This window comes from Propioniciclava soli (assembly GCF_038502305.1).
Lineage (GTDB): Bacteria > Actinomycetota > Actinomycetes > Propionibacteriales > Propionibacteriaceae > Propioniciclava > Propioniciclava soli.
Genome location: NZ_CP115965.1, coordinates 2646908 through 2672648, shown reverse-complemented (window position 1 = coordinate 2672648; position 25741 = coordinate 2646908). Strand labels below are relative to the sequence as shown.

Here is a 25741-nt window from a genome sequence, read left to right as displayed (position 1 = left end):
TGCCTCCTCAGGGCCTGCGCCAGGTGAAACCGTCACGTTCGAGCATCGTCCTGCCGGACGGCGGGCCCCAGGTGCCGGCCGCGTACCCCTCCGGCTGGTGGTCCTTGGCCGCCCAGTAGTCGAGGATCGGGTCGAGGATCATCCACGACAGTTCGACCTCGGTGTGCTGCGGGAAGAGCGGGGGGTCGCCGAGCAGCACGTCCAGGATCAGCCGCTCGTACGCCTCAGGGCTCGACTCGGCGAACGAGGCGCCGTAGGAGAAGTCCATCGTGACGTCGCGGATCTCCATCTGCGTGGCCGGCACCTTGGCGCCGAAGCGCAGAGTGACGCCCTCGTTCGGCTGGATGCGCAGCACCAACGCATTGGAGCCCAACTCCGCGGTGTCGGTGTGGGCGAACGGCAGGTGGGGGGCGGCGTCCATCATCAGGGCGATCTCGGTGACGCGCCGCGGCATCCGCTTGGCGGCCCGCAGGTAGAACGGGACGCCGGCCCAGCGGCGGTTGTCGATGTCGACGCGGAACGCCGCGTACGTCTCGGTCTGGGAGGCGGGGTCGATGCCGTCCTCCTCCAGGTACCCGCGGACGTGGCGTCCGCCCTGCCAGCCGGCCGTGTACTGCCCGCGCGCGGTGTGCGACTTCAGGTTGCGGGGGGCCCGGGCGGCGGCGAGCACCTTCTCCTTCTCCCGGCGCAGGTTGTCGGCCGCGAAGGACGTCGGCTCCTCCATGGCCACGAGCGCCATGAGCTGCAGGAGGTGGTTCTGGATGACGTCGCGGGCGGCGCCGATGCCGTCGTAGTAGCCGGCGCGCCCCTCGATGCCGATGTCCTCCGCCATGGTGATCTGCACGTGGGAGACGTAGTTGCGGCTCCACATCGGCTCGAACAGCTGGTTGGCGAAGCGCATCGCCAGCATGTTCTGCACCGTCTCCTTGCCCAGGTAGTGGTCGATGCGGAACACCGAGTCGGAGTTGAAGACGCTGGAGACGCGCTCCTCGAGCTCGCGGGCCGAGGCCAGGTCGTGGCCGAAGGGCTTCTCGATGACGACCCGGCTCCACGGCGTCCGCTTCGACTTGTCGACCAACTGGTGCTTGCGGAGCTGCTCGATCACCTGGTCGAAGCCGGACGGCGGGATGGAGAGGTAGAACGCGTGGTTGCCCTCCGTGCCGTGGTTCTCGTCGAGGTCGCGCAGCGTCTCGGCCAGGGTGAGGAACCCCTCGTCGTCGTCGAACGCGCCCGACACGAAGCGAACGCCCTCGTCGATCTGGCGGAACACCTCGCTGCGGTACGGCGTCCGCGCGTGCTGCTGCATGGCCTCGCGGACGTACTCGGAGAAGGCGTCGCGATCCCAGTCCCGCCGCCCGTAGCCGACCAGCGCGAAGCTCGGCGGCAGCAGACCGCGGTTGGCCAGGTCATAGATGCCGGGCAGCAACTTCTTGCGCGCCAGGTCACCGGTCACGCCGAACATGACCAGGGCGGCGGGCCCCGCGACCCGGGGGAGCCGGCGGTCCTGCGGATCGCGCAACGGGTTGGTGTAGGTGGAGGGCACGGTCAGGACTCTACCGGGGCGGGGGTTCAGGCGGTCGGGCGACCATCGGTTAGACTGCAGCGAGCGGGCGCGCGTGCCGGGCCCCGCCCCAAGGCCACCCGATCGGGGAGACACATGCACCAAGCCCACACGGAGGCGTACGCCGCGACGCGCGCCGACGCCTGGGAGGTCGTGAAGGCCTACGTGGGGCTCACCAAGCCGCGCATCATCGAGCTGTTGCTCGTCACCACCATCCCCGCCATGTTCCTCGCCTCGGGCGGTCTGCCGTCGCTCGGCCTGGTGCTGGTGACGTTCATCGGCGGGACGGCCTCGGCGGCGTCCGCCAACGTCTTCAACTCGGTGCTGGACGCCGACATCGACCAGCACATGCGGCGGACGCGGCGGCGTCCGATGCCGCGTCACCTGGTGGAGCCACGCGCCGCCTACGCGTTCGCCGTCGCGCTGGGGCTCGTCTCGCTGCTCCTCCTCGGCTTCGGCGCGAACTGGCTCTCCGCCGGGCTGTCGCTCCTGGCGATCCTCTACTACGTGTTCGTGTACACGCTGTGGCTGAAGCGCCGCACGCCGCAGAACATCGTGTGGGGCGGCGTGGCCGGCTGCTTCCCGCCCCTGATCGGCTGGACGGCGGTGACGGGCTCGGTGGCCTGGCCGCCGCTGATCCTGTTCGCGATCGTGTTCTTCTGGACGCCGCCGCACACCTGGGCGCTCGGCCTGCGTTACCGGGAGGACTACGCCCGGGTGGACGTGCCGATGCTGCCCGTGGTGGCCGACGCCGTGACCGTGACGCGACAGATGCTCCTCTACTCCGTGCTCACCGTGCTGACCAGCATGGTGCTGTGGCCGGTGGCGGGGACGGGCTGGCTGTACCCGCTGGTCGCCGGCCTGTGCGGTGGCTGGCTGCTCGTGGAGGCCGTCGCCCTCCAGCGCCGCGCCCGGGCCGGGCTGAGGGACGCCGCCCTGAACCCGATGCGCCTGTTCCACTGGTCCAACAGCTACCTCGCGATCGTCTTCATCGCCGCCGCGATCGATCCCCTGATCTTCTGACGCCGCCCCTGCAGCGGGCGACCTGTTGGTCCTCCTCCCACCCAGAGGGGCATGTGGACCCGAGGAAGTGGCGCCATGGCGCCATTTCCTCGGGTCCACATGCCCGTCGGCGGCCCCGCCCCGACGCCGAGCGTTCACCCGCGCGTCGCCCGGCCGCCCCCCTGCGTTGGTCCGCAGGCAGTTGGCTGTCTGCCGCGCACCCATGACCGCACGAGGGGGAACCTGTCCATGCCCGAACGTCGACGCCTGCTCAACCTGCTCACGCCCGCTCCGATCCACGGCAACCGCTCCAGCCTGACCTGCCGCTTCAAGTGCGGTGACGCCTGCTTCCACGCGGTGCCCAACACCTCCGACAACGCCTACTTCGGCGACATCGCCGAGGCCGCGCTCTCGCGGCGCGGCGTCATGAAGGCGGGTCTCGTCGCCGCCGGGGGAGCGGCTTTCGCCGGCTCGTCGCTCGCGTCGTTCGTGACGGCACCGGAGGCCGCCGCGCTCACCACGCGCGGCCGGCTCCGTGGCCTCGGGTGGACGCCGATCGCTCCGGCCACCACGGACGCCGTGGAGACCCCGGACGGGTTCGACCAGGACATCGTCATCCGCTGGGGCGACCCGCTGTTCGCCGGGGCCCCCGCGTTCGACCCCCACGCGCAGACCGGCCCCAAGCAGGAGACGCAGTTCGGGTACAACAACGACTACCTGGGCTTCCTGCCGCTCAGCAAGAACGTCGAGCTGATGTGCGTCAACCACGAGTACACCGACGAGGTGCTCATGTTCGCCGGCTACGACGCGGCCAACCCCACCCGCGAGCAGGTCGAGGTGGCGTGGGCCGCCCACGGTCTGTCGGTGGTGGCCGTGAAGGGCAACCAGGGCAACGGCAAGCTCAAGCCCATCGTGGGCCACGGCCACAACCGCCGGTTCACCGCGACGTCGGAGTTCGCCGTCTCCGGGCCGGCCCGCGGCAGCCAACTGCTGCAGACGTCGGCCGACCCCAGCGGCTCGGTCGTCCGCGGCACGCTCAACAACTGCTCCGGCGGCCTGACGCCGTGGGGCACGTGGCTGACCGCCGAGGAGAACTTCAACCAGTACTTCGCGAATGGCGCCGCGGTCACCGATCCGCTCGGCAGCCGGGCGATCCGCCGCTACGGCATCCCGACGGGGGAGACCGAGCGCAAGTGGGAGCGTTTCGACGACCGGTTCGACCTCGCAGAGGAGCCGAACGAGGTGAACCGGTTCGGCTGGATCGTGGAGATCGACCCGTACGACCCCACCTCGACCCCGGTGAAGCGCACGCTGCTCGGCCGGTTCAAGCACGAGGCGGGCACCGCGGTGATCGACCGCCGCGGCCGCGCGGTCGTCTACTCCGGCGACGACGAGCGCTTCGACTACCTGTACAAGTTCGTGTCCCGCAAGAAGGTCAACCGCTCGGGCGGCTTCCGCGGCAACGCCGACCTGCTGGACTCGGGGACGCTGTACGTGGCCCGGTTCACCGGGGACTCCCCAGCCGCCGAGATCGACGGCACGGGCTCGCTGCCCTCCGACCGCCAGTTCGACGGCGTGGGCCAGTGGATCCCGCTGTGCACCGAGTCCGAGTCGTTCGTGCCCGGCATGAGCGTCGAGGAGGTGCTGGTCTACACCCGCCTCGCGGCGGACACGGTCGGCCCCACCAAGATGGACCGCCCGGAGGACGTGGAGACCAACCCGGTCAACCACAAGATCTACATGGCGCTCACCAACAACACCCAGCGTGGCACCGCCGGCAAGGCGGGCGTGGACGAGGCCAACCCCCGCAACGCCAACAAGCACGGCCACGTCATCGAGATGACCGAGACCGGCAACGACCCGGCCGCGACCACCTTCGCCTGGAACATCCTGTTGGTCTGCGGCGACCCCGCCGACCCGGCCACCTACTTCGGGGGTTTTGACAAGGCCCAGGTGTCGCCGATCTCGTGCCCCGACAACGTCACCTTCGACGAGCACGGCAACCTGTGGATCTCGACCGACGGCAACCAGCTGGGGGCCCACGACGGCCTCTACGCGGTGCCGCTGACGGGCCGGTACCGCGGCCAGGTGCGGCAGTTCTGCTCGGTGCCCACGGGCGCGGAGACCTGTGGCCCGTGGGTGACCGAGCGACGCGTGAACATCTGCGTCCAGCACCCGGGGGAGACGAACGACTCGACGTTCGAGAACCCTGCGTCGCACTGGCCCGACGGGGGAGGCTCACTGCCGCGGCCCGCGGTGGTCACGATGTGGCAGAACGGGAGGTCCGGCGCGCCGAAGCACCGCGGCGAGTAGGCCCCGCGCGGCCGCCGCGGGTCGGTGTGCCTCAGACGCCGACCCGCGGCCGGGCCGCGACGTCCGGCTCCGCCCCCGCGGGGGCGGGCGACGGCGTCCGCCGCGTCAGCAGCCACACGTGGCCCAACGCGGCGGTGAACACCGTGGTGCCGACCATGTGGGCCAGGACGACGCCCAGCGGCAGGTGCGTGAAGTACTGCACGTAGCCGATGAGACCCTGGAGCAACTCCGCGCCCAGCAGGATCAGCCAGAGGCGGCGCAGGCGCGCGTCCGACCACGCCCAGACGACGCCGAGCACGGTGAGGGCCACCAGCGCCCACACCGACCAGGCGTGGATCTTCGCCGTCCACTCCGTCGACAGGGCGTTGCGGGCGGCACCACCGTCCCCGGCGTGCGGGCCGGCCCCGGTGGTGACGACACCCAGCGCGATCACGACGATGCCGAGCGCGAACACCACCTCGGTCAACCTCGCCAGCCGCAGCGGGGCGAAGGCGGGGGCGGACGCGTACGCGTGGTGCACCAGCCACACGCAGGCCAGGATCAGGAAGACCGACACGAACATGTGCAGGCCGACGATCCACGGGTTGAGCTGCATCCGCACCGAGATGCCGCCGATGATGGCCTGCGCGATGATGCCAAGGCCCACCGCGAAGGCCGTCACGGGCATGCTCCGCCCGACGGCGCCACGGCGGAAGGCGCGCAGCGCCAGCACGAAGGTGACGAGGGCGATCGCGGCCAGCACAAACGTCAGCAGCCGGTTGCCGAACTCGATGGCGCCGTGGATGCCCATCTCGGGCGTGGGCACGTAGCTGCCGGGCTCGCACTGCGGCCAGGTCGGGCACCCCAGGCCGGAGCCGGTGAGGCGGACAAGCGCCCCGGTCCAGATGATCACCATGTTGGCGATGAGGGAGGCGATCGACCACCCCTTCAGGGCGCGGGATCGTGTCACATCCATCGGAAGGCCTTTCGAGCGAGGAACAGGCTGGCGGCCGTCCACACGGCCAGGGTCGCCAGGGGCAACGGATCGGTGCCGCCGGCCGCCCACGTGCGCAACGTCTGCCCCAGCGCCGCGAACGGCAGGGCGTGCAGCAGCGGCTGGGCGGCGGCGGGGTAGGCGGCCACGGGCAGCAGGACGCCCCCGCCGGCGGCCACGAGCAGGTAGACGAGATTCGCGGCGGCCAGGGTCGCCTCGGCGCGGAGCCGACCGGCCATCGCCAGGGCCAGCGCGGCGAATGTGGTGAGGGCGAGCAGCACGGCCGCGACAAGCACGAGCGTCTGCGCGACGGTCGGCGTCGGACGCCACCCCAGCGCCCCCGCGACCACGCCGAGCACCGCCACCTGCCCGGCGGCGATGGCCGCGACGGCGAGAGCCTTGGCGGTGACGAGGTCGCCGCGGGTGAGCGGGGTGGCGACGAGCCGCTCGAGCACGCCGTGGCGGCGCTCGAAGGCGGTGGTGATGGCGAGCGAGGTGAACGACGTCGACCACAGGGCCAGCGCCAGCACCGACGCCGGGAACGTGCGCGGGTCGAGCCCGACGCGTCCGCCGAACAGCTGCCCGGCGACGAGGATGCCGATGGGAATCACGAGGGCCAACAGCAGTTGCTCACCGTTGCGGAGCAGCAGGGACGCCTCCAGCGTCGCGTGGTGGCGGATGCGCGTGGCGCGCGGCGCGGGGGCGGCGGCGGGGGAGAGGTCGAGGCTCACGAGGCCTCCCGGGTGTGGCGCAGGAATGTCTCCTCCAGCGAGCCGTCGGCGGCCAGCTCGGCCACGGTGCCCGCGACGGTGACGGCGCCGGCGTCCATGATGAAGACGGTGTCGGCGAGCTGGGCGGCCTCGTCCATGGCGTGGGTGGTGAGCAGGACGGCGACGCCGGCGTCCGCGAGCTGCCGGACCAGGCCCCAGGCGCGGCGGCGGGCATGGGGGTCCATGCCCGCGGTGGGTTCGTCGAGCACGACGGCCTCGGGGCGCCCGACCAGCGCGCCGGCCAGGTTGACCGCCTGCTGCTGGCCACCCGAGAGGCGCCGGTACGGCGTGTCGAGGAACGAGGAGAGCGCCAGGGCGTCCACCAGGGCGTCCACGGGGTGCGGGTGGGTGTACAACGAGGCGAGGTGGCGCAGCAGCTCGCGCGGCTTCACGCCCGACCACGCGCCGGTGGCCTGCGGCATGAGGCCGAGGCGGGCGAGGGCGTCCGGGTGGCCGGCGGGGTGGCCGAGCACCGCGACGGTGCCCTGCGAGGGCGCGATGAGCCCGGTCAGACAGCGGATCGCCGTGGTCTTGCCGGCCCCGTTGGGGCCGAGCAGCGCGGTGACGCGCCCGGCGTCCGCGTGCCAGCTGAGCCCCTGCAGCACCGGCCGGCCGCCCAACGCGACGCGGACGTCGGTCATGCGTAGGGCGGGTTCGGTGGGCACCTGCCCAGTCTAGGACGCCGGCCCCCGCGCAACGGCGAGCCGGGCGGGTCAGCCGCGGATCTCCGGGACGCCGTTGTGGTCGTCCCGCACGCGCTCCGGGCTGGGCATGGGGGCGTCGATGCGCATGTGGTAGAACGAGCGCCACATGAAGAACAGCGCGGCGGCGAACGAGGCCGCGGCCAGCAGCCCGACCACCACGTGCAGGTCGGACGCCTGCAGCGACACCGCCAGCTCGACGGCGAGCAGGCCGAACAGGGTGGTGAACTTGATGACCGGGTTCAGCGCCACCGAGCTCGTGTCCTTGTACGGGTCGCCCACCGTGTCCCCCACGACGGAGGCGTCGTGCAGCTCCGAACCCTTGGCGTCGAGATCGACCTCCACGATCTTCTTCGCGTTGTCCCACGCCCCGCCGGCGTTGGCCATGAAGATCGCCTGGTAGAGCCCCACGATGGCGATGCTCACGAGGTAGCCGATGAAGAAGAACGGGTCGGTGAAGGCGAACGCCAGCGTGGCGAAGAAGACGCCGAGGAAGATGTTGAACATGCCGCGCTGGGCGTACTGGGTGCAGATCTCGACGACCTTGCGGGAGTCCTCCACCGACGCCTTGGTCACGCCGTCGAGCTTGATGTGGTCGGCGATGAACTCCACGGCTCGGAAGGAGCCGGTGGTGACGGCCTGGATGGACGCCCCGGCGAACCAGTGGACCACCGCGCCGCCCGTGACGAGCCCGAGCAGGAAGGGGGCGTAGAGCAGGCTCAGCCGGTCGATGTTGGCGGTCATGCCGTCGGTGAGACCCATCATGATCGAGAAGATCATCGTGGTGGCGCCGACCACGGCGGTGCCGATCAGCACGGGCTTGGCGGTGGCCTTGAAGGTGTTGCCGGCGCCGTCGTTCTCCTCCAGCAGGTGCTTGGCCCGCTCCCAGACCGGGTCGAACCCGTAGGTGTCGCGGATCTCGGCGTCGATGCCCGGCAGGTCCTCGATGGTGGAGAGCTCATAGATCGACTGGGCGTTGTCGGTGACCGGCCCGTAGGAGTCCACCGCGATCGTGACCGGCCCCATGGCCAGGAAGCCGAACGCCACGAGCCCGAACGCGAACACACCGGGGGCCACCATGAGGTCGCCCAGCCCGGTCAGGGAGATGAGGTACGCGACCGCCATGAGCGCCACGATGGCCAGGCCGAGCCACAGGCCGGAGAAGTTGCCGGCCACCAGGCCGGAGAGGATGTTGAGCGACGCCCCACCCCGGTGGGACGACTTCACCACCTCCTGCACGTGCCGGCTCTTCACCGAGGTGAACACCTTGACGAGCTCGGGGATGAGCGCGCCGGCGAGCGTGCCGCACGACATGATGGCCGCCATCTTCCACCACACCGTGCCGTCGCCGAGGCCGCCGATGAGCAGCAGCGAGACCAGGAACGTCACGACGATCGAGATCCCCGAGGTGATCCACACCAGCTGGGTCAGGGGGCGCTCGAAGTCGAGGTGGGACGCCCGCGCGTCCCGCCGGCGCGTGAGCGTGGTGCTGAGCCAGTACGACCCGAGCGACGCCAGGATCATCGTGGCGCTCACGAAGAACAGCCAGCTCAGCAACGTCGCCTGGGTGGCCGCGACGGCGTCCGCTGCCATCACGGTGGGGTTGACGGCCAGCATGATGAAGGTGACGAGCGCGACGGACGTGACGCCGTACGTCTCGAACCCGTCGGCGGACGGGCCGACGGAGTCGCCGGCGTTGTCCCCGGTGCAGTCGGCGATGACGCCGGGGTTGCGGGCGTCGTCCTCCTTGATCTTGAAGGCGATCTTCATCAGGTCGGAGCCGATGTCGGCGATCTTGGTGAAGATGCCGCCGGCGATGCGCAGCGCCGACGCCCCGAGCGACTCACCGATCGCGAACCCGATGAAACACGAACCGGCGATCTCACCGGGCAGCAGGAGCAGGATGGCGAGGAGCACGAACAGCTCCAGGCTGATCAGCACGGTGCCGATGCTCATGCCGGCGCGCAGGGGGATCTGGTGGACGGGGTACGGCCGCCCGCTGAGCGCGGCGAAGGCCGTCCGCGAGTTGGCGAAGGTGTTGACGCGGATGCCGAACCAGGCGATGCCGTAGCTGCCCGCCATGCCGAGCAGGCTGAACGCGAGGATGATCAGCACCTGCCCCCAGCCGGAGCCGACCAAGAACTTGAAGTACACAAAGATCACGCTCGCGGTGAACGCCCACAGAATCAGCAGGAACGTCCCCTGCTGGCGCAGGTAGGCCTTGCAGGTGGCGTAGATCAGCTCGGAGACCTCCCGCATGGCCGCGTGCACGGGCAGGGTGCGCAGGCCGAGGAACTGAACGAGCCCGAAGACCATGCCGCCCAGGGCGATGAACAGCCCCACGGTCAGCAGCGTCCGGCCGTCCACCACGCCGAAGAACGTGGCCGACGCGAGGTCGGGCAGCCGCAGGTTCGCCTCCCCGCCGCCGCTCGGGCCGCCCTCGGCCGGGGCGCCGCCCGAACAGCCCGCCAGGACGAGGAGGCCGACCAGCAGCCAGAGGCGGTGGTGACGTGTGCGACGGTGCATCGGTGGACCCCCGTGGAGTGTGGTGGGCGCGAACGACGCGTACCGGGTGGGGCCGCGTCTGGCTGCACAATAGGGCTCGCGGCCGGTCCGCGGGCAACTCCACACCGGCGGCGCGTCGCGGCGGGAGGCCTGCCGCCGCGAGCGCGCCTCAGCGCGCCTCGGCCAGCCGCTGCGACGCCGCGGGGTCGGGCACCAGCCCGTCGGGGGCCTGCTCGGCGAAGTCGTCCGCGGTGAGCATGGGCGCGTCGATGCGCATCCGGTAGAACGAGCGCCACACGAAGTACGCCGACGCCACGAAGAACACGGCCGCGAGCACGTGAACCAGGACCCCCAGCCCCGCCTGGGCGAGCGACACCGCCAGTTCGACGGCGAGCAGGCCGAACAGGGTGGTGAACTTGATCACGGGGTTGAGCGCCACCGAGCTCGTGTCCTTGTACGGGTCGCCCACGGTGTCGCCGACGATGGACGCGTCGTGCAGGTCGGTGCCCTTGGCCGCCAGGTCGACCTCGACGATCTTCTTCGCGTTGTCCCACGCCCCGCCGGCGTTGGCCATGAACACGGCCTGGTAGAGGCCGAACAGCGCGATCGAGACGAGGTAGCCGATGAAGAAGTACGGCTCGACGAAGGCGAACGCCAGCGTGGCGAAGAACACGCCCAGGAAGATGTTGAGCATGCCCCGCTGGGCGTAGAGCGTGCAGATCTCGACGACCTTGCGCGAGTCCTCGACCGACGCGCGCGTGGCGTTCTCGTCGAGGCGGATGGTGTCCTTGATGAACTCCACCGCCCGGAACGCCCCGGTGGTGACGGCCTGGATCGAGGCGCCGGTGAACCAGTAGATCACCGCTCCGCCGGCGATGAGGCCGAGCAGGAACGGGGCGTGGAGCAGCGACAGGTTCTCGACGTTGGTGGTCATGCCGTCGGTGAGGCCCATGATGATCGAGAAGATCATCGTGGTGGCGCCGACGACGGCGGTGCCGATGAGCACGGGCTTGGCGGTGGCCTTGAAGGTGTTGCCGGCCCCGTCGTTGTCCTCCAAGAGGTGCTTGGCGCGCTCCCAGTCGGGCCGGACGCCGTGCTCGCGCGCATAGGCGTCCGCGACCCCGGGCACGTCCTCGATGGTGGAGAGCTCGTAGACGGACTGGGCGTTGTCGGTGACGGGCCCGTAGGAGTCGACCGCGATGGTCACCGGCCCCATGCCGAGGAAGCCGAAGGCGACCAGGCCGAAGGCGAACACCGCCGGGGCGGCCATGGACGCACCGAAGCCGAGCGTCAACGAGACGCCGTAGCCGACGCCCATCAACCCGAGGATGGCGATGCCCAGCCAGTAGCCGGAGAAGTTGCCCGCCACGAGGCCGGAGAGGATGTCGAGCGACGCACCGCCGGTGCGGGCCGACTTCACGACCTCCTGGGTGTGGCGGCTCTTCACGGAGGTGAACACCTTGACGAGTTCGGGGATCAGCGCGCCCGCGAGGGTGCCGCACGAGATGATCAGCGACAGCTTCCACCACGTGGTGCCGTCACCGAGACCGGGGATCAGCAGCCAGGAGGTGAGGAAGGTCAGCGCGATGGAGCACCCCGACGTGATCCAGACCAGCCAGGTGAGGGGCTCTTCGAAGTCCATCGTGGTCGCGCCGGCGTAGCGGGCCCGCGTCCGTGCGGCGTTGACGGCGTACGACACTCCGGACGCGATCACCATGACGGCCCGGATGAAGAACAGCCACACGAGCAGCGTGGCCTGCAGCACGGCCTCGGTGGGCGGGACGGCGAGCATGATGAACGTGACCAGGGCCACGCCGGTCACCCCGTAGGTCTCGAAACCGTCGGCGGACGGGCCCACGGAGTCGCCGGCGTTGTCGCCCGTGCAGTCGGCGATGACGCCGGGGTTGCGGGCGTCGTCCTCCTTGATCTTGAACACGATCTTCATCAGGTCCGACCCCACGTCGGCGATCTTGGTGAAGATGCCGCCGGCGATGCGCAGCGCCGACGCGCCGAGCGACTCGCCGATCGCGAACCCGATGAAGCACGAGCCGGCGATCTCGGCGGGCAGGAACAGCAGGATCACCAGCATCATGGAGAGCTCGACCGAGATGAGCACCATGCCGACGCTCATGCCGGCGCGCAGCGGGATGGTGTGCAGGGGGTAGGGGCGGCCACCGAGCGAGGCGTAGGCCGTCCGCCCGTTCGCGAACGTGTTGACGCGGATGCCGTACCAGGCGATGGCGTAGCTGCCCGCCATGCCGACGAGGCTGAACGCGAGGATGATGCCGACCTGCCCCCAGCCGGAGCCGACCAGGAACCGGAAGTACACGAAGATGACCGCCGCGATGAAGGCCCACAGGATCAGCAGGAACTTGCCCTGCTGCCGCAGGTAGGCCTTGCAGGTCGCGTAGATGAGCTCGGAGATCTCCGCCATCGCGGCGTGCACCGGCAGCCGGCGCAGCGTCACGTAGCTCGACAACCCGAAGAGCAGGCCGCCCAGGCACACGAGCAGGCCGAGGAGCAGCAGGACGGTGCCGTTCACCGCGCCGCCGAGGAACGTGGCGGCCCCCAGATCCGGCAGCCGCAGGTTCGCCTCCCCACCCCCGGCGTGGCCGGACGCGTGCGGTGCGGTCGCGGCGCACCCGGTGAGGGCGGCGGCGAGGCAGGAGGTGGTGACGAGGAGCAGGGCAGAGGGCCGGCGGGTTGACACGGGTGATCCTTTGAATCGCAGCGGACGGCGTCGTTGGTCGTCACTGCGCACACTACGCCGCGTAGTTGACGTGGTGGTCACTTCCACCAGATCGTCCGATTCGCAGCCCGCGCGGTGGGACGCCGCGCGCCCGTCCCGCCCCGTGACCGCCGGGTTTGCACACGCGTGGATATTTGCAAGAATGGTGTTGCAAAAAACGGCCGGAGGAGGGGTGATGGCGGACCAGCAGCGCACGACCGCGCCGGACCCCGTGCTCGAGGACGCCTCGACGCGCGACCGGGTGGCCCGCTCGATCCTCGAGCACGGGCCGTCCACCGCGGCGGAGCTCGCCGAACGCCTCCAGCTCACCCCGGCCGCGATCCGCCGACACCTGGCGGTGCTGATCGAGGTGGGCCACCTGGGCTCCCGCGACCAACGCGTCTACGGCCAGCGGGGGCGTGGGCGTCCGGCCAAGGTGTTCTACCTCACCGACACCGGCCGTGCCGAGTTCTACCAGTCCTACGACCAGCTCGCGATCCGTGCGCTGGAGTTCCTGCGCGACCGCGGCGGCGAGCAGGCCGTCGTCGCGTTCGCCGAGCAGACGATGCAGGAGGTCGCGCACCGGTTCGCCGATGACGACCGGGAATACGCCTCGCCCGTCGAGGCGTTGACCGAGGTGCTGAACGAGCAGGGGTTCGTCGCCTCGCTGCAGCCGGTCGCGTCCGGGACGCAGCTGTGCCAGTACCACTGCCCGGTCGCGCACGTCGCCCGCGAGTTCCCCGAACTCTGCGTGGCGGAGACGCGGATGTTTTCGGAGTTGCTGGGCAGTCACGTCCAGCGGCTCGCCACGATCGCCCATGGCGACGGGGTGTGCACCACGCACGTCCCGCGCCCGGTTCACCCAGAAAGGTCCGAGTAGATGACCCAGACCCAGGCGCCAGGCCTCGGTGCGACGCAGGACGAGCACCTCGAGGCGCTCGGCAAGTACCGGTTCGGCTGGCACGACGCGGACTCCGCGGGTGCCTCCGCCCGCCGCGGCCTCAACCAGGACGTGGTGCGCGACATCAGCGCCCGCAAGGGGGAGCCGGAGTGGATGCTGCAGCGTCGCCTCCGCGGGCTCACGCTGTTCGACCGCAAGCCCATGCCCCAGTGGGGTGCGGAGCTGTCGGACATCGACTTCGACAACATCAAGTACTTCGTGAAGTCCACCGAGAAGCAGGCCGCCACGTGGGAGGACCTGCCCGAGGACATCAAGAACACCTACGACCGCCTCGGCATCCCCGAGGCCGAGAAGCAGCGGCTCGTGGCCGGCGTGGCCGCGCAGTACGAGTCGGAGGTCGTCTACCACAAGATCAACGAGGAGCTGGAGCGCCAGGGCGTCATCTTCCTCGACACCGACACGGGCCTCAAGGAGCACCCCGAGCTCTTCGAGGAGTACTTCGGCACCGTGATCCCGACCGGGGACAACAAGTTCAGCGCCCTCAACACCGCGGTGTGGTCGGGTGGCTCGTTCATCTATGTGCCCAAGGGCGTCCACGTGACGATCCCGCTGCAGGCCTACTTCCGCATCAACACCGAGAACATGGGGCAGTTCGAGCGGACGCTGATCATCGCCGACGAGGACTCCTACGTCCACTACGTCGAGGGCTGCACGGCGCCGATCTACAAGTCGGACTCGCTGCACTCCGCGGTCGTCGAGATCGTCGTGAAGAAGGGCGCCCGCGTCCGCTACACCACGATCCAGAACTGGTCGAACAACGTCTACAACCTCGTCACCAAGCGGGCCACGTGCGAGGCGGGCGCGACGATGGAGTGGATCGACGGCAACATCGGCTCCAAGGTCACCATGAAGTACCCGGCCGTCTGGCTGCTCGGCGAGCACGCGAAGGGTGAGACCCTGTCGATCGCGTTCGCCGGCGAGGGCCAGCACCAGGACACCGGGTCGAAGATGGTGCACGCCGCGCCCCACACGTCGAGCTCGATCATCTCCAAGTCGGTCGCGCGCGGCGGCGGACGGGCGTCCTACCGCGGCCTCGTCGAGGTGCAGCCGCAGGCGCACCACGCGGCGTCCAGCGTGAAGTGTGACGCCCTGCTGGTCGACACGATCAGCCGGTCCGACACCTACCCGTACGTCGACGTCCAGGTCGACGACGTGTCGATGGCCCACGAGGCGACCGTGTCGAAGGTCTCCGACGACCAGCTGTTCTACCTGATGCAGCGCGGGATGGGCGAGGACGAGGCGATGGCGATGATCGTGCGCGGCTTCGTCGAGCCCATCGCGCGCGAGCTGCCGATGGAGTACGCCCTCGAGCTGAACCGCCTGATCGAACTGCAGATGGAAGGAGCCGTGGGCTGACGCCCGCGGAGAAGGACGAACACGTGACCATCACCGAAGCTCCCAACGTCTCGGCTGCCGTCGAGACCGTCGAGTCCCACCTCCACCCGAAGCCCAGCTTCGACCTCGCGGACCATCCGGTTCCGACCGGCCGCGAGGAGGTGTGGCGGTTCACCCCGCTGCAGCGCGTCCGGCCGCTGCTCGAGGAGCGGGGGACCGAGGACCGTGACGGCGACCCCGCCGTCGCGTTCACCCTGCGGGCCCCCGAGGGCGTCGAGTCCGGCACCCTGGCGGCGGGCCAGGCCCCGCGCGGCACCGTGCTGGTGCCGGGCGACCGCCCTGCCGCGCTGGCCGACAGCGGCTGCGACGACGCCCGGTACCTCCGCATCCCCGCCGGCACCGAGATGGCCGAGCCCATCCGGCTCGCCGTCGAGGGCCGCGACGCGACCCGGCGGAGCAACGCCGTGCACGTCATCGTGGCCGAGCCCAACAGCTCCGCCACCGTGGTGTTCGACCACACCGGCTCGGCCCAGCAGCTCGAGAACGTCGAGATCGACGTCCGCGAGGGCGCGCGGCTGACGTTCGTGTCGATCCAGGACTGGGCCGACGACACGGTGCACGCCGGCCAGCACGAGGCGCGGGTCGCCCAGGACGCCTTCTTCCGGCACGTCAACGTGAGCTTCGGCGGCGACCTCGTCCGCCTGCACACGAACGTGAGTTACGAGGGCCCCGGCGGGCAGGCGGAGCTGTACGGCGTGTACTTCGCCGACGCCGGCCAGCACATCGAGCACCGGCTGTTCGTCGACCACAACGCTCCGCAGACGAAGAGCAACGTCGACTACCGCGGCGCGTTGCAGGGGGACGACGCCCACTCGGTGTGGGTCGGCGACGTGCTGATCCGCAAGGTCGCCGAGGGCATCGAGACCTACGAGACCAACCGCAACCTCGTGCTCACCGAGGGCGCGCGCGCGGACTCCGTGCCGAACCTCGAGATCGAGACCGGCGAGATCGCGGGGGCGGGTCACAGCTCCACGACCGGCCGCTTCGACGACGAGCACCTCTTCTACCTGACGAGCCGCGGCATCGACCCCGTCGAGGCCCGCCGCCTGGTCGTCATGGGCTTCTTCGTCGACATCATCCGCCGCATCGGCGTCACCGACGTGGAGGAGCGGCTCGTGGCCGAGGTCGAGCGCGAGCTGGGCCACGCATGAGCTGGACGCGCGCGGCCGCCGTGGCCGAGCTCGCCGACGGCCAGCCGCTGAGCGTGGAGGTCGGTGACACGCTCGTCGCGCTGGTGCAGACCGAGGGGGAGGTCTTCGCCATCCGCGACGAGTGCAGCCACGCCCGCGTCATGCTCAGCCACGGTGACGTGGACGGCTGCACCCTGGAGTGCTTCGCCCACGGCAGCCGGTTCGACCTGCGCACCGGTGAGCCGCTCGACCTGCCGGCCACGCAACCCGTCCCCATCTACCCCGTCACCCTCGAGGGCGGCGACGTGCTCGTCGACCTCGACAACCCCCTCAACTGATCGCAACCCGAACCAGGAGTTCCGCACGTGTCTCTCGTCATCAACGACCTGCATGTCGACGTCCTCACCGAGGACGGCCCGAAGCAGATTCTCAAGGGCGTCAACCTCACCATCAACCCCGGTGAGGTGCACGCCATCATGGGCCCCAACGGCTCGGGCAAGTCGACGCTGGCCTACAGCCTCGCCGGCCACCCCAAGTGCGAGATCACCTCGGGCTCGGTGACCCTCGACGACACGGAGCTCACCGAGCTCTCCGTCGACGAGCGCGCCCGCGCCGGCTTGTTCCTCGCGATGCAGTACCCGGTGGAGGTGCCCGGCGTGTCCGTGGCCAACTTCCTCCGCACGGCCAAGACCGCGATCGACGGCGAGGCGCCGAAGGTGCGCACGTGGGTCAAGGAGGTCAACGAGGCGATGGACGCCCTCGGCCTCGACTCCACCTTCTCCGGCCGCTCCCTCAACGAGGGCTTCTCCGGCGGTGAGAAGAAGCGCGCCGAGATCGTGCAGCTGCAGCTGCTCAACCCGAAATACGCCATCCTCGACGAGACCGACTCGGGCCTCGACATCGACGCCCTCCGCGTCGTCGCCGACGGCGTGAACCGCTACACCGCCCAGGGGGACCGCGGTGTGCTGCTCATCACGCACTACACGCGCATCCTGAACTACATCAAGCCCGACTTCGTCCACGTGTACGTGGACGGCCGGGTCGTCACAGAGGGCGGGCCCGAGCTGGCGGCCAAGCTTGAGGAGACCGGCTACGACGCGTACATCGCGCAGGCGCGGGCGAATGCCTGATTTCTCCCTGGCGGACGCGGTGCGTCCCGACTTCCCGGTGCTGAGCCGGGAGGTCGGGGGGCACCCGTTGGCCTACCTGGACTCGGCGAACACGTCGCAGAAGCCGCGCGCGGTGATCGACGCGATGAGCGAGTTCACCGCGCTGCACAACGCCAACGTGGCGCGGGCGATGCACACCCTGGGTGGCGAGGCCACCGCCGGCTTCGAGGGTGGACGCGCCAAGGTCGCGGCCTTCGTCGGCGGGCGGCCCGAGGAGATCGTCTTCACCAAGAACGCCTCCGAGGCCCTCAACCTCGCCGCGCACACCCTCGGGCAGCACCTGCGGTTGGGGCCGGGGGACGAGGTGGTGATCTCCGTGATGGAGCACCACTCGAACATCGTGCCCTGGCAGCTGCTCTGCGAGCGCACCGGCGCCACGCTGCGCTGGTTCGACATCACCGACGACGGCCGGCTCGATCTGGCGCGTGCCGAGGCCGAGGGCCTGTTCAATGAGCGCACCAGGATCGTCTCGCTGGCGTGGGTCAGCAACGTACTCGGCACGGTGAACCCCGTCGTCGAGCTGGCCGCCCGCGCCCACGCGGTCGGCGCCACCGTGGTGCTGGACGCGGCGCAGGCCGTGCCGCAGCTCGGGGTGGACGTCGCGGCGTCCGGCGCCGACCTGGTGGCCTTCACCGGGCACAAGCTGCTCGGCCCGACGGGCATCGGCGTGCTCTGGGGCCGGTACGACCTGCTGGAGCAGTTGCCGCCGTTCCTCGGCGGGGGCGAGATGATCGAGATCGTCACGCTCGAGCGTTCCACCTACGCGCCGCCGCCCGCCCGCTTCGAGGCGGGGACGCCGCCCATCATCCAGGCCGTCGGTCTGGGCGCGGCGGTGGACTACCTCACCGGGGTCGGGATGGAACGGGTCCGGGACCACGAGGCCGCGATTACCGCGTACGCGTTGGAGCGGCTGGCGTCCGTCGAGGGCCTGACCATCCTGGGGCCGACCGAGCTGGTCGACCGCGGGGGAGCGATCTCGTTCACGCTCGCCGCGGCCGACGGCACCGACGTCCACCCGCACGACCTCATGCAGTTCCTGGACGCCCGCGGCATCGCCGTGCGCGGCGGTCACCACTGCGCCCGTCCGCTGCACAAGCGGCTGGGGCGCGTGGCGTCCACCCGGGCGTCGGGCTATCTCTACACCACCCCGGACGAGATCGATCGGCTCGCCGAGGCGCTCGTCTACACGCGGGACTTCTTCTCGGGGGTGGCCCGTGTCCGTTGAGCACACCCCCGGCAGCGGCCGGGACACACGAGGGAGGCGCGCGTGAGCGTCGAGCAGATGTACCAGGAGATCATCCTGGACCACTACAAGGAGAAGCACCACGCCGGCCTGCGGAACCCGTTCGAGGCCGAGGTGAACCACGTCAACCCGAGCTGTGGGGACGAGGTGCTGCTCCGCGTCCACCTCGACGGCGACACGGTCGCCGACGTGAGCTACGACGCGGTGGGCTGCTCGATCTCGCAGGCCGCGACCTCGGTGATGACCGACCTGGTCATCGGTCGCCGGATCACCGAGGCGATGGCGATCGCCGCCGCGTTCGCCGAGATGATGCACGGCCAGGGCAGGGTGGCCGGCGATGAGGACGTCCTCGAGGACGGCATCGCCTTCGCCGGAGTCGCCCAGTTCCCCGCCCGCGTCAAGTGCGCGCTGCTGGGCTGGTCGGCCTGGAAGGACGCGACCACCCAGGCCCTCGCGTCCACCCCCACGCCCCAGTCCACGGACACGACCGACCCGACCGACACGACCGACAAGGAGGATTCATGACCGACGCTCTCCGCCCGTCCGACCTGGTCAAGGACCAGTTCCCCGACGCTCCCGGCGTCGACGGCACCGATGCGGCCGCCGCACCCGTGGCGTCCGACCGGCCCAGCCAGGACGATCTCGAGGAGGCCATGCGTGACGTGGTCGACCCCGAGCTGATGGTCAACGTCGTCGATCTCGGCCTCGTCTACGGCATTCACCTCGACGACGACCTGAACTGCACGATCGACATGACGCTCACCTCGCCGACGTGCCCGTTGACCGACCGGCTCGAGTACGACACCCAGGTGGCCCTGGCCCCGCTGGTGAACTCCGCGACGATCAACTGGGTCTGGCTGCCGCCGTGGACGCTGGACAACATCACCGACGACGGCCGCGAGCAGCTGCGCGCGATCGGCTACAACCTCTGATCAGGCTCGCCAGCCGGCCCTGAACCCGCCTCGGACGCCTCCGGGGCGGGTTTTTCCCTTGCCGGGTCCGCCGCCGAGGAACCGCCCCCGCCCCGGGGCGCCCCACCCCGCGGTCCCTGTGGGTGGGCGCCCCCGGCGCGGCCGTCGTCCGCGTGGGCGTCCTGGGCGGCCACAGCGGACACGGCCCTGCCCGTGTCGGCCTCGCGGACGTTGCCGGGCTCGCTCACCGCGGCCAACACGTCGGGATTCGCGGTGGAGGGGTCGTTGGAGATAAACGCGTTGAGCCAGCGCAGGCGGGGGTCGTGGTCGACGAACAGGGCCTTGGCCAACAGGGTCATCGGCAGGGCGAGCAGGGCGCCCAGGGCCCCGAGCACCGAGCTCCACAGCAGCAGCGACAGCAGGGCGACTGTGGCGGTGACGCCCACGGCGTCCCCGTTGAACTTGGGCTGGACGATCGACTGGATGACGAAGTTCGCCACGCTGTAGATGATCACCACGAGCAGGGCGGTGAGGGGGTCGTTGGCCAGCAGGGCCATGATGGCCGGCGGCACCAGGCCGATGACGAAGCCGATGTTGGGGATGTAGTTGGTGAGGAAGCTCAGGATGCCCCACACGAGCGCGAGCGGCACGCCCAGCCACATCAGCGCGATGACGTCGATGACCGCGACGATGAGGCCGAACACCGACGTGACCACCCAGTAGCGGCGGACGCCGAGCGTGTAGTCCATCACCGACAGCCACACGCGGGGCTGGTGGGCGTTGAGCGCCCGGTTGCGGGCCCCGAACGTGCTCGAGTCGATCGTCATCATGAAGATCATCGTGACGAGCACCACGAGCAACGTGACGACCGAGGTCACCTCGCGCAGCAGGCCCTGGAGGAGGCCCGCGAAGTTGACGGGGTTGATCTGCTGCAGCTGGCGGCTGACCTCGGCCTCCGAGACGCCCCAGCTGCCCAGCCAGTCGACGGTCTGGCGGTACATCGTCCAGAACTGACCCTGGTAGCTCGGCAGCTCGGCGATCAGGGAGGTGATCGCCCACGTCAGCATGTAGAAGAACGCGCCGAGGATGGTGAAGACCAGCAGCCCCAGCACGACGGAGGCCACCACGCGCGGCATCCCCGCCTCGATGAGCTTCGGTTGGATGGGGTAGGCGGCGATGAACAGGCTCACCGTCAGGAAGAACGGGCCGACGATGTCGTTGAACTCCCGCATCCCGACCAGCAGGACGACCAGACCGGCCATCGTGACCACCGTCGACATCGCCGAGGGGCCCTGGATTCCCGGGGTGACCTTGTGGGTGCGTTCCGCCATGGCGGCAGCCTAGTGCCGGCGGCCGACGTTTCCGTCCGCCCCCGGGGTGAGCCGCCGGTGCCCTGAGCCGGTAGAGTGGATCCTCGTGATTGTCGCCCGGGAGCTCGCCGTGTCCGTGGGCGCGCGCACCCTGTTGGAACCCACGTCCTTCCAGATCGCCGCGGGCGACCGTGTCGGCCTCGTCGGCCGCAACGGGGCGGGCAAGACCACGCTGACGCGCATCCTGGCCGGCGAGGGGCAGGCCTCCGGCGGAGCCGTGCAGAGCACCGGGCTCGTCGGCTACCTGCCGCAGGATCCCCGCACCGGCGACCTCGACGTGTGGGCGCGTGACCGCATCCTCTCCGCCCGTGGGCTCGACACCATCCTGACGCGCCTCGAGACGCACTCCGGTGCCATGGCGTCGGCCACCGACGATGACGCGCGCGACGCGGCGATGGCGAAGTACGCCCGCGCCGAGGCCGAGCTGGCGTCCGCCGGCGGTTACGGCGCCGAGTCGGAGGCCGCACGCATCGCGGCCAACCTCGGCCTGCCCGAGCGCGTGCTGACCCAGCCGATCCGCACCCTGTCGGGCGGTCAGCGGCGGCGCGTCGAGCTGGCGCGCATCCTGTTCTCCGGTGCCGACGTGCTCCTGCTGGACGAGCCCACCAACCACCTCGACGCCGACTCGGTCGTCTGGTTGCGCAGCTTCCTCGCCAACTACCCGGGTGGCGTCTTGGTGATCAGCCACGACACGGGCCTGTTGGACGCCGTCGTCACCAAGGTGTTCCACCTGGACGCGAACCGCGCCGAGCTCGACCAGTACGCGTTGACGTGGAAGAAGTACCTCCTGCAGCGCGAGGTGGACGAGAAGCGACGGCGGCGCGAGCGGGCCAACGCCGAACGCAAGGCGGGTCGGCTGCTCGAGCAGGCCGAGAAGATGGGCGCGAAGGCCACCAAGGCGGTCGCCGCGCAGAACATGGCGCGCCGCGCGGAGAAGCTGCTGGCCGCCACCGAGGGTGAGCGGGTGGCCGACAGGGTGGCGAAGATCCGTTTCCCCGATCCGGCGCCGTGCGGCAAGGTGCCGCTCACGGCGTCCGACCTCTCGAAGAGCTATGGCTCGCTGGAGGTCTTCACCGGGGTCGACCTCGCGATCGACCGCGGGGCCAACGTGGTGGTCCTCGGCTTGAACGGGGCGGGCAAGACCACGCTGCTGCGCCTGCTGGCCGGTGTCGAGGAGTCCGACACCGGGGAGGTCACTCCCGGGCACGGGCTGCGCCTGGGCTACTACGCCCAGGAGCACGAGACCATCGACGTGCACCGCTCCGTGCTGGAGAACATGGTGTCGGCGTCGCCGGGGCTGGACGACACGCAGGTGCGCAAGATCCTCGGGTCGTTCCTGTTCACGGGCGACGACGTCGACAAGCCGGCGCGCGTGCTGTCGGGCGGGGAGAAGACGCGCCTGGCGCTCGCCATGCTCGTGGTCAGTGCCGCCAACGTGCTGCTGCTCGACGAGCCGACCAACAACCTCGACCCGGCGTCGCGGCGCGAGGTGCTGGAGGCGATCCGGACGTACGCGGGCGCGGTGATCCTCGTCACGCACGACGAGGGCGCTGTCGAGGCCCTGCAGCCTGACCGGGTGTTGCTGTTGCCCGACGGCGACGAGGACCTCTGGAACCCCGAGTACGTGGAGCTGATCTCCCTCGCCTGAGGATTCGACGGGGCCGTCCCGGGCCCGCCGTAGGGAAATCGTTACCTCGCAAATCCGCACCCGTCGCCCCCCGCGGTGTTAGGTTGACGAGCACATTCGTTACCCCCCGACGAAGCGAGGTGCGCATGACGACGATGACGCGACGCAACCTGCTGCGGCTGGGCGCCCTGGCCGGCGCCGGCGCGGTGACCGCAGGCTGTGCCACCCCCGGGACGACCTCGGTCAACGCCGAGCCGACCGTGCCGGCGGCGCCCGCGGGGGAGACCATCACCCTCACGTACTGGGCGTGGCTGAAGGACCTCCAGAAGGTGTGCGACGTCTGGAACGCCCAGAACCCCCACATCCAGGTGCAGGCGAGCTGGATCCAGGGCGGCAACGCCGGCGGGTACCAGAAGCTCTATTCGGCGCTCGCGGCCGGCGGGGGCCCCGATCTCGGGCAGGTCGAGCTGCGCTCGCTTCCCGAGTTCATGCTGGTCAACGGCCTGGTCGACCTGCGGCGCTACGGCGTCGACGACTACGCGGACCGCTACAACGAGGCGCTGTGGCAGCAGGTCTCCTACGTGGACGGCGTCTACGGCATCCCCCAGGACTCGGGCCCGATGGCGCTCTACTACCGCCCCGATCTGCTGGACGCCGTCGGCGCCGCCCCGCCGCAGACGTGGGCGCAGTGGGCCGACGTGGCGCGGGCGGTGCGGGACACCGGCGCCCATCTCGACTGCTTCAACTACGCCGACGCCTCGTGGTTCGCCGCGATGGCCCAGCAGGCCGGCGCACGGTGGCTGCGGGTGGAGGACGACAGCTGGGTGATCGCGCTGGCCGACGAGACGACGCTGGAGGTCGCCCGGTTCTTCGACGCGGCGATCGACGAGGGGCTCCTCACCACGGCCTACGGGCAGTTCAGCACCCCCTGGTTCGCCGCCGCGGCGAACAACGACATCGCCGGCCTGATCTCCGCGAGCTGGGGCGACGCGCTGCTGCAGGGCGTGTCGGGGGCGTCCGGGTTGTGGCGGGTGGCGCCGATGCCGCGCTGGGAGACGGGGTACGCCTCGTCGTTCCTCGGCGGCTCGAGCGCGGCCGTCATGGCCAACAGCCGCCACCCGAAGGAGGCCATGGAGTTCGCCGTCTGGATGACGACGAGCCCCGAGGGCATCAACGCCATGATCGAGCACTGCGGCATCGGCTGGTCGCCGGCGTCCGACTACATCGGCTCCGCGCGGGAGGGCGGCAGCGAGTTCTTCGGGGGCCAGCCGTACAACACCGAGGTGTTCGAGCCGGCGGCCGCACCTGCGGCGCAGAACCTCGAGTGGTCGTGGTGGCCGATCACCCAGCAGTCGTTCAACATCCTCGCCGACGGCTTCCGCGCCAAGGCGGCCGGCGGCACCCTGGTGGACGCCGTCGTCGCGGCCCAGGGCACCATCGTGCGCACGTTCCGCAACAAGGGCCTGACCATCCGGGAGGAGACGGCATGAGCGACCCCACCACCGTTCGGCGCCGCAAGCGCAGCGTCAGCTCACCCGGCGCGGCGCCGTGGCTGCTGCTCGCGCCGTTCCTGGCCGTGTTCGCGTTCACGTTCGTGCTGCCGATCATCGTCGCGGTGGGCAACAGCTTCACCCGCGTGACGCGGCTGGGTGTGTTCGGGGAGGAGGGTGTCATCACCGAGTTCGCCTGGTTTGCGAACTACGCCCAGGCGTTGGAGAACGGCAACTTCATCGCCTCCATCGGCCGCATGCTGCTGTTCGGCGTGGTGCAGGTGACGGTGATGATCACCTTGTCGACCGTGTTGGCGCTGCTGCTGGAGTCCGCGTCCGCGCGTTGGCCGGGGGTCTTCCGGGCAATCTACTTCCTGCCCTACGGCATCCCCGGGGTGGTGGCGACGATCCTGTGGTCATTCCTGTACGTGCCCGGGCTCAGCCCCATCATCGACGTCGCCGCCTGGGTCGGGTGGGACGTCGACTTCCTCGGCGCGGGCTCCGTGCTGTGGTCCATCGCCAACATCGTGACGTGGACCTACGCCGGCTACAACATGCTCATCATCGTGGCCCAGTTGAAGGCGATCCCCGGTGAGGTCTACGAGGCGGCGCGGGTCGACGGGGCGGGGCCGCTCCGCATGGCCTTCGCGATCCAGCTCCCGCTCATCCGGCCCGCTCTGGTGCTCACCGTCGTCTTCTCGATCATCGGCACGCTGCAGCTGTTCGCCGAGCCACAGGTGCTCGCCACCGTCGCGCCCAGCATCGACTCGGAGTACACGCCCAACCTGAGCGCCTACACCACCGCGTTCGCGTACAACGACTACAACGTGGCGGCGGCCCAGGCCGTCCTGATCGCGCTCGTGGCGTTCGCGCTGTCCTTCACGTTCCTGCGCCTGACGAACAGGAGCTCCTCATGACCACCGCCGCCAGCACCGCCACGGGCGCCGCCGCCGGAGCCACGTCCACCGGGGAGGTGCAGAAGCTGCGGCGCACCGCGTCCGCGGGCGGCGCCGACCACTCCGCCGGACGCAGCCCGGCCAGCACGATCCTCGTCACGGGTATCTTGGTGCTCGTCGCGATCTACTTCCTCGTGCCGGTGTATTGGGTCATCGTCGCCGCCACGAAGACCACCGACGACCTGTTCGCCACCAACGGGTTCTGGTTCGCCGACACGTTCGCGCTGTTCAGCAACCTCCAGCAGGTGCTCACGTACGACAACGGGATCTTCGTGCGGTGGTTCGCCAACTCGTTGCTGTATGCCGGCGTCGGCGCCGTGCTCGCCACCTACTTCGCCGCGGCGGGCGGCTACGCGCTCTCGGCCTACCGGTTCCGGGGCAGCAACCTCGTCTTCGGCACCATCCTCGGTGGCGTGCTGGTGCCGGGCACCGCCACGGCCCTGCCGCTGTTCCTGCTGTTCAGCCAACTGGGCCTCGCCAACACCTACTGGGCGGTGCTCATCCCGTCGCTGGTCTCGCCCTACGGGCTGTTCCTGTGCCGGATCTACGCGGACGCCTCGGTGAGCCCGTCGCTGCTGGAGGCCGCCCGGCTGGACGGGGCGTCCGAGCTGCGCATCTTCCACTCCGTGGGGTTGCGGGTGCTCACCCCGGCCCTGGTGACGGTGTTCCTGTTCCAGCTCGTCGGCATCTGGAACAACTACTTCCTGCCCCTCGTGATGCTGTCGGACCAGCGGCTCTACCCGATCACGTTGGGCCTGGTGAACTGGCGCTCCCAGACCGATCGGCTGCCCGAGTTCTACCAGCTGACCACCGCGGGCGTCCTGCTCAGCGTCATTCCGCTGGCCATCGCCATGATCGTGCTGCAGCGCTTCTGGCGCGGCGGGCTCACCGAGGGCTCGGTGAAGTGAGGCGGACGCCCCGGCTACGCTGGCGCGG

General features: G+C 70.2%; 21 protein-coding genes. 14 read left to right on the top strand and 7 right to left on the bottom strand.

Features of this window, described 5'->3' with window-relative positions:
* Positions 1 to 7: 7 nt before the first annotated feature.
* Entirely contained in the window at positions 8 to 1549 is a 1542-nt protein-coding gene (zwf, locus tag PCC79_RS12040; protein ID WP_232549377.1) for a glucose-6-phosphate dehydrogenase, read from the bottom strand.
* A gap of 108 nt (positions 1550 to 1657) precedes the next feature.
* Between zwf and PCC79_RS12035 the strand changes: the two genes are divergently transcribed.
* Together PCC79_RS12035 and PCC79_RS12030 are read left to right on the top strand one after the other, a co-directional pair.
* Complete coding sequence (locus PCC79_RS12035) at positions 1658 to 2584, top strand: heme o synthase (RefSeq protein ID WP_232549370.1); 927 nt, start codon at positions 1658 to 1660, stop codon at positions 2582 to 2584.
* Between the two features lie 228 nt (positions 2585 to 2812).
* Positions 2813 to 4876, top strand: coding sequence for a PhoX family protein (locus PCC79_RS12030; protein ID WP_232549371.1), 2064 nt, complete (start codon positions 2813 to 2815; stop codon positions 4874 to 4876).
* A 31-nt stretch (positions 4877 to 4907) separates the two neighbouring features.
* Here PCC79_RS12030 and PCC79_RS12025 read toward each other — a convergent pair whose 3' ends face one another.
* The 5 genes from PCC79_RS12025 to PCC79_RS12005 form a co-directional block, all read right to left on the bottom strand.
* On the bottom strand, positions 4908 to 5831 hold the full coding sequence (locus PCC79_RS12025; RefSeq protein WP_342371967.1) for a COX15/CtaA family protein: 924 nt from the start codon (positions 5829 to 5831) through the stop codon (positions 4908 to 4910).
* On the bottom strand, positions 5822 to 6580 hold the full coding sequence (locus tag PCC79_RS12020; protein ID WP_342371966.1) for an ABC transporter permease: 759 nt from the start codon (positions 6578 to 6580) through the stop codon (positions 5822 to 5824). Before PCC79_RS12020 ends, PCC79_RS12025 begins: the two co-directional genes overlap by 10 nt.
* The gene (locus PCC79_RS12015; RefSeq protein WP_342373624.1) at positions 6577 to 7260 is read right to left on the bottom strand and encodes an ABC transporter ATP-binding protein; all 684 of its coding nucleotides are present in this window, start codon (positions 7258 to 7260) and stop codon (positions 6577 to 6579) included. Before PCC79_RS12015 ends, PCC79_RS12020 begins: the two co-directional genes overlap by 4 nt.
* Before the next feature lie 72 nt (positions 7261 to 7332).
* A complete protein-coding gene (locus PCC79_RS12010; RefSeq protein WP_342371965.1) occupies positions 7333 to 9846 on the bottom strand; it encodes a sodium-translocating pyrophosphatase in 2514 nt (837 codons plus the stop codon).
* A 148-nt stretch (positions 9847 to 9994) separates the two neighbouring features.
* Complete coding sequence (locus PCC79_RS12005; protein ID WP_342371964.1) at positions 9995 to 12535, bottom strand: sodium-translocating pyrophosphatase; 2541 nt, start codon at positions 12533 to 12535, stop codon at positions 9995 to 9997.
* Positions 12536 to 12749: 214 nt separating this feature from the next.
* Here PCC79_RS12005 and PCC79_RS12000 point away from each other — a divergent pair, with 214 nt between their 5' ends.
* The 8 genes from PCC79_RS12000 to PCC79_RS11965 are packed head-to-tail and all read left to right on the top strand — an operon-like array spanning position 12750 to position 19383.
* Positions 12750 to 13433 (top strand): helix-turn-helix transcriptional regulator, encoded by a 684-nt coding sequence (locus PCC79_RS12000; protein WP_232549378.1) that lies wholly within the window; start codon positions 12750 to 12752, stop codon positions 13431 to 13433.
* Positions 13434 to 14870: a Fe-S cluster assembly protein SufB gene (sufB, locus tag PCC79_RS11995; protein WP_232549379.1), complete on the top strand. Its 1437-nt coding sequence runs from the start codon at positions 13434 to 13436 to the stop codon at positions 14868 to 14870. It abuts the gene before it with no gap.
* A 23-nt stretch (positions 14871 to 14893) separates the two neighbouring features.
* Positions 14894 to 16060 carry a Fe-S cluster assembly protein SufD gene (gene sufD, locus PCC79_RS11990; RefSeq protein ID WP_342371963.1) on the top strand — a complete coding sequence of 389 codons (1167 nt, stop codon included), beginning with the start codon at positions 14894 to 14896 and terminating at the stop codon, positions 16058 to 16060.
* Positions 16057 to 16377 (top strand): non-heme iron oxygenase ferredoxin subunit, encoded by a 321-nt coding sequence (locus PCC79_RS11985; protein WP_232549381.1) that lies wholly within the window; start codon positions 16057 to 16059, stop codon positions 16375 to 16377. The genes sufD and PCC79_RS11985 overlap by 4 nt, the downstream gene beginning before the upstream one ends.
* A gap of 27 nt (positions 16378 to 16404) precedes the next feature.
* Entirely contained in the window at positions 16405 to 17169 is a 765-nt protein-coding gene (sufC, locus tag PCC79_RS11980; RefSeq protein ID WP_342371962.1) for a Fe-S cluster assembly ATPase SufC, read from the top strand.
* Positions 17162 to 18433, top strand: coding sequence for a cysteine desulfurase (locus tag PCC79_RS11975; RefSeq protein ID WP_232549383.1), 1272 nt, complete (start codon positions 17162 to 17164; stop codon positions 18431 to 18433). Before sufC ends, PCC79_RS11975 begins: the two co-directional genes overlap by 8 nt.
* Before the next feature lie 42 nt (positions 18434 to 18475).
* A complete protein-coding gene (gene sufU / locus PCC79_RS11970) occupies positions 18476 to 18976 on the top strand; it encodes a Fe-S cluster assembly sulfur transfer protein SufU (protein ID WP_232549384.1) in 501 nt (166 codons plus the stop codon).
* Complete coding sequence (locus PCC79_RS11965; protein WP_232549385.1) at positions 18973 to 19383, top strand: metal-sulfur cluster assembly factor; 411 nt, start codon at positions 18973 to 18975, stop codon at positions 19381 to 19383. Before sufU ends, PCC79_RS11965 begins: the two co-directional genes overlap by 4 nt.
* Here the strand turns inward: PCC79_RS11965 and PCC79_RS11960 are convergent.
* Positions 19371 to 20693 carry an AI-2E family transporter gene (locus PCC79_RS11960; protein ID WP_342371961.1) on the bottom strand — a complete coding sequence of 441 codons (1323 nt, stop codon included), beginning with the start codon at positions 20691 to 20693 and terminating at the stop codon, positions 19371 to 19373. The two genes, PCC79_RS11965 and PCC79_RS11960, sit on opposite strands and share 13 nt — an antisense overlap.
* An 85-nt stretch (positions 20694 to 20778) precedes the next feature.
* On the opposite strand from PCC79_RS11960, the gene PCC79_RS11955 reads away from it, so the two are divergent.
* The 4 genes from PCC79_RS11955 (at position 20779) to PCC79_RS11940 (ending at position 25713) form a co-directional block, all read left to right on the top strand.
* Entirely contained in the window at positions 20779 to 22380 is a 1602-nt protein-coding gene (locus PCC79_RS11955) for an ABC-F family ATP-binding cassette domain-containing protein (RefSeq protein WP_342371960.1), read from the top strand.
* 125 nt (positions 22381 to 22505) lie between these two features.
* Entirely contained in the window at positions 22506 to 23849 is a 1344-nt protein-coding gene (locus PCC79_RS11950) for an extracellular solute-binding protein (RefSeq protein ID WP_342371959.1), read from the top strand.
* A complete protein-coding gene (locus PCC79_RS11945; protein ID WP_232549389.1) occupies positions 23846 to 24766 on the top strand; it encodes a carbohydrate ABC transporter permease in 921 nt (306 codons plus the stop codon). Before PCC79_RS11950 ends, PCC79_RS11945 begins: the two co-directional genes overlap by 4 nt.
* Complete coding sequence (locus PCC79_RS11940) at positions 24763 to 25713, top strand: carbohydrate ABC transporter permease (RefSeq protein ID WP_232549390.1); 951 nt, start codon at positions 24763 to 24765, stop codon at positions 25711 to 25713. The genes PCC79_RS11945 and PCC79_RS11940 overlap by 4 nt, the downstream gene beginning before the upstream one ends.
* The last annotated feature ends 28 nt before the right edge of the window (positions 25714 to 25741 follow it).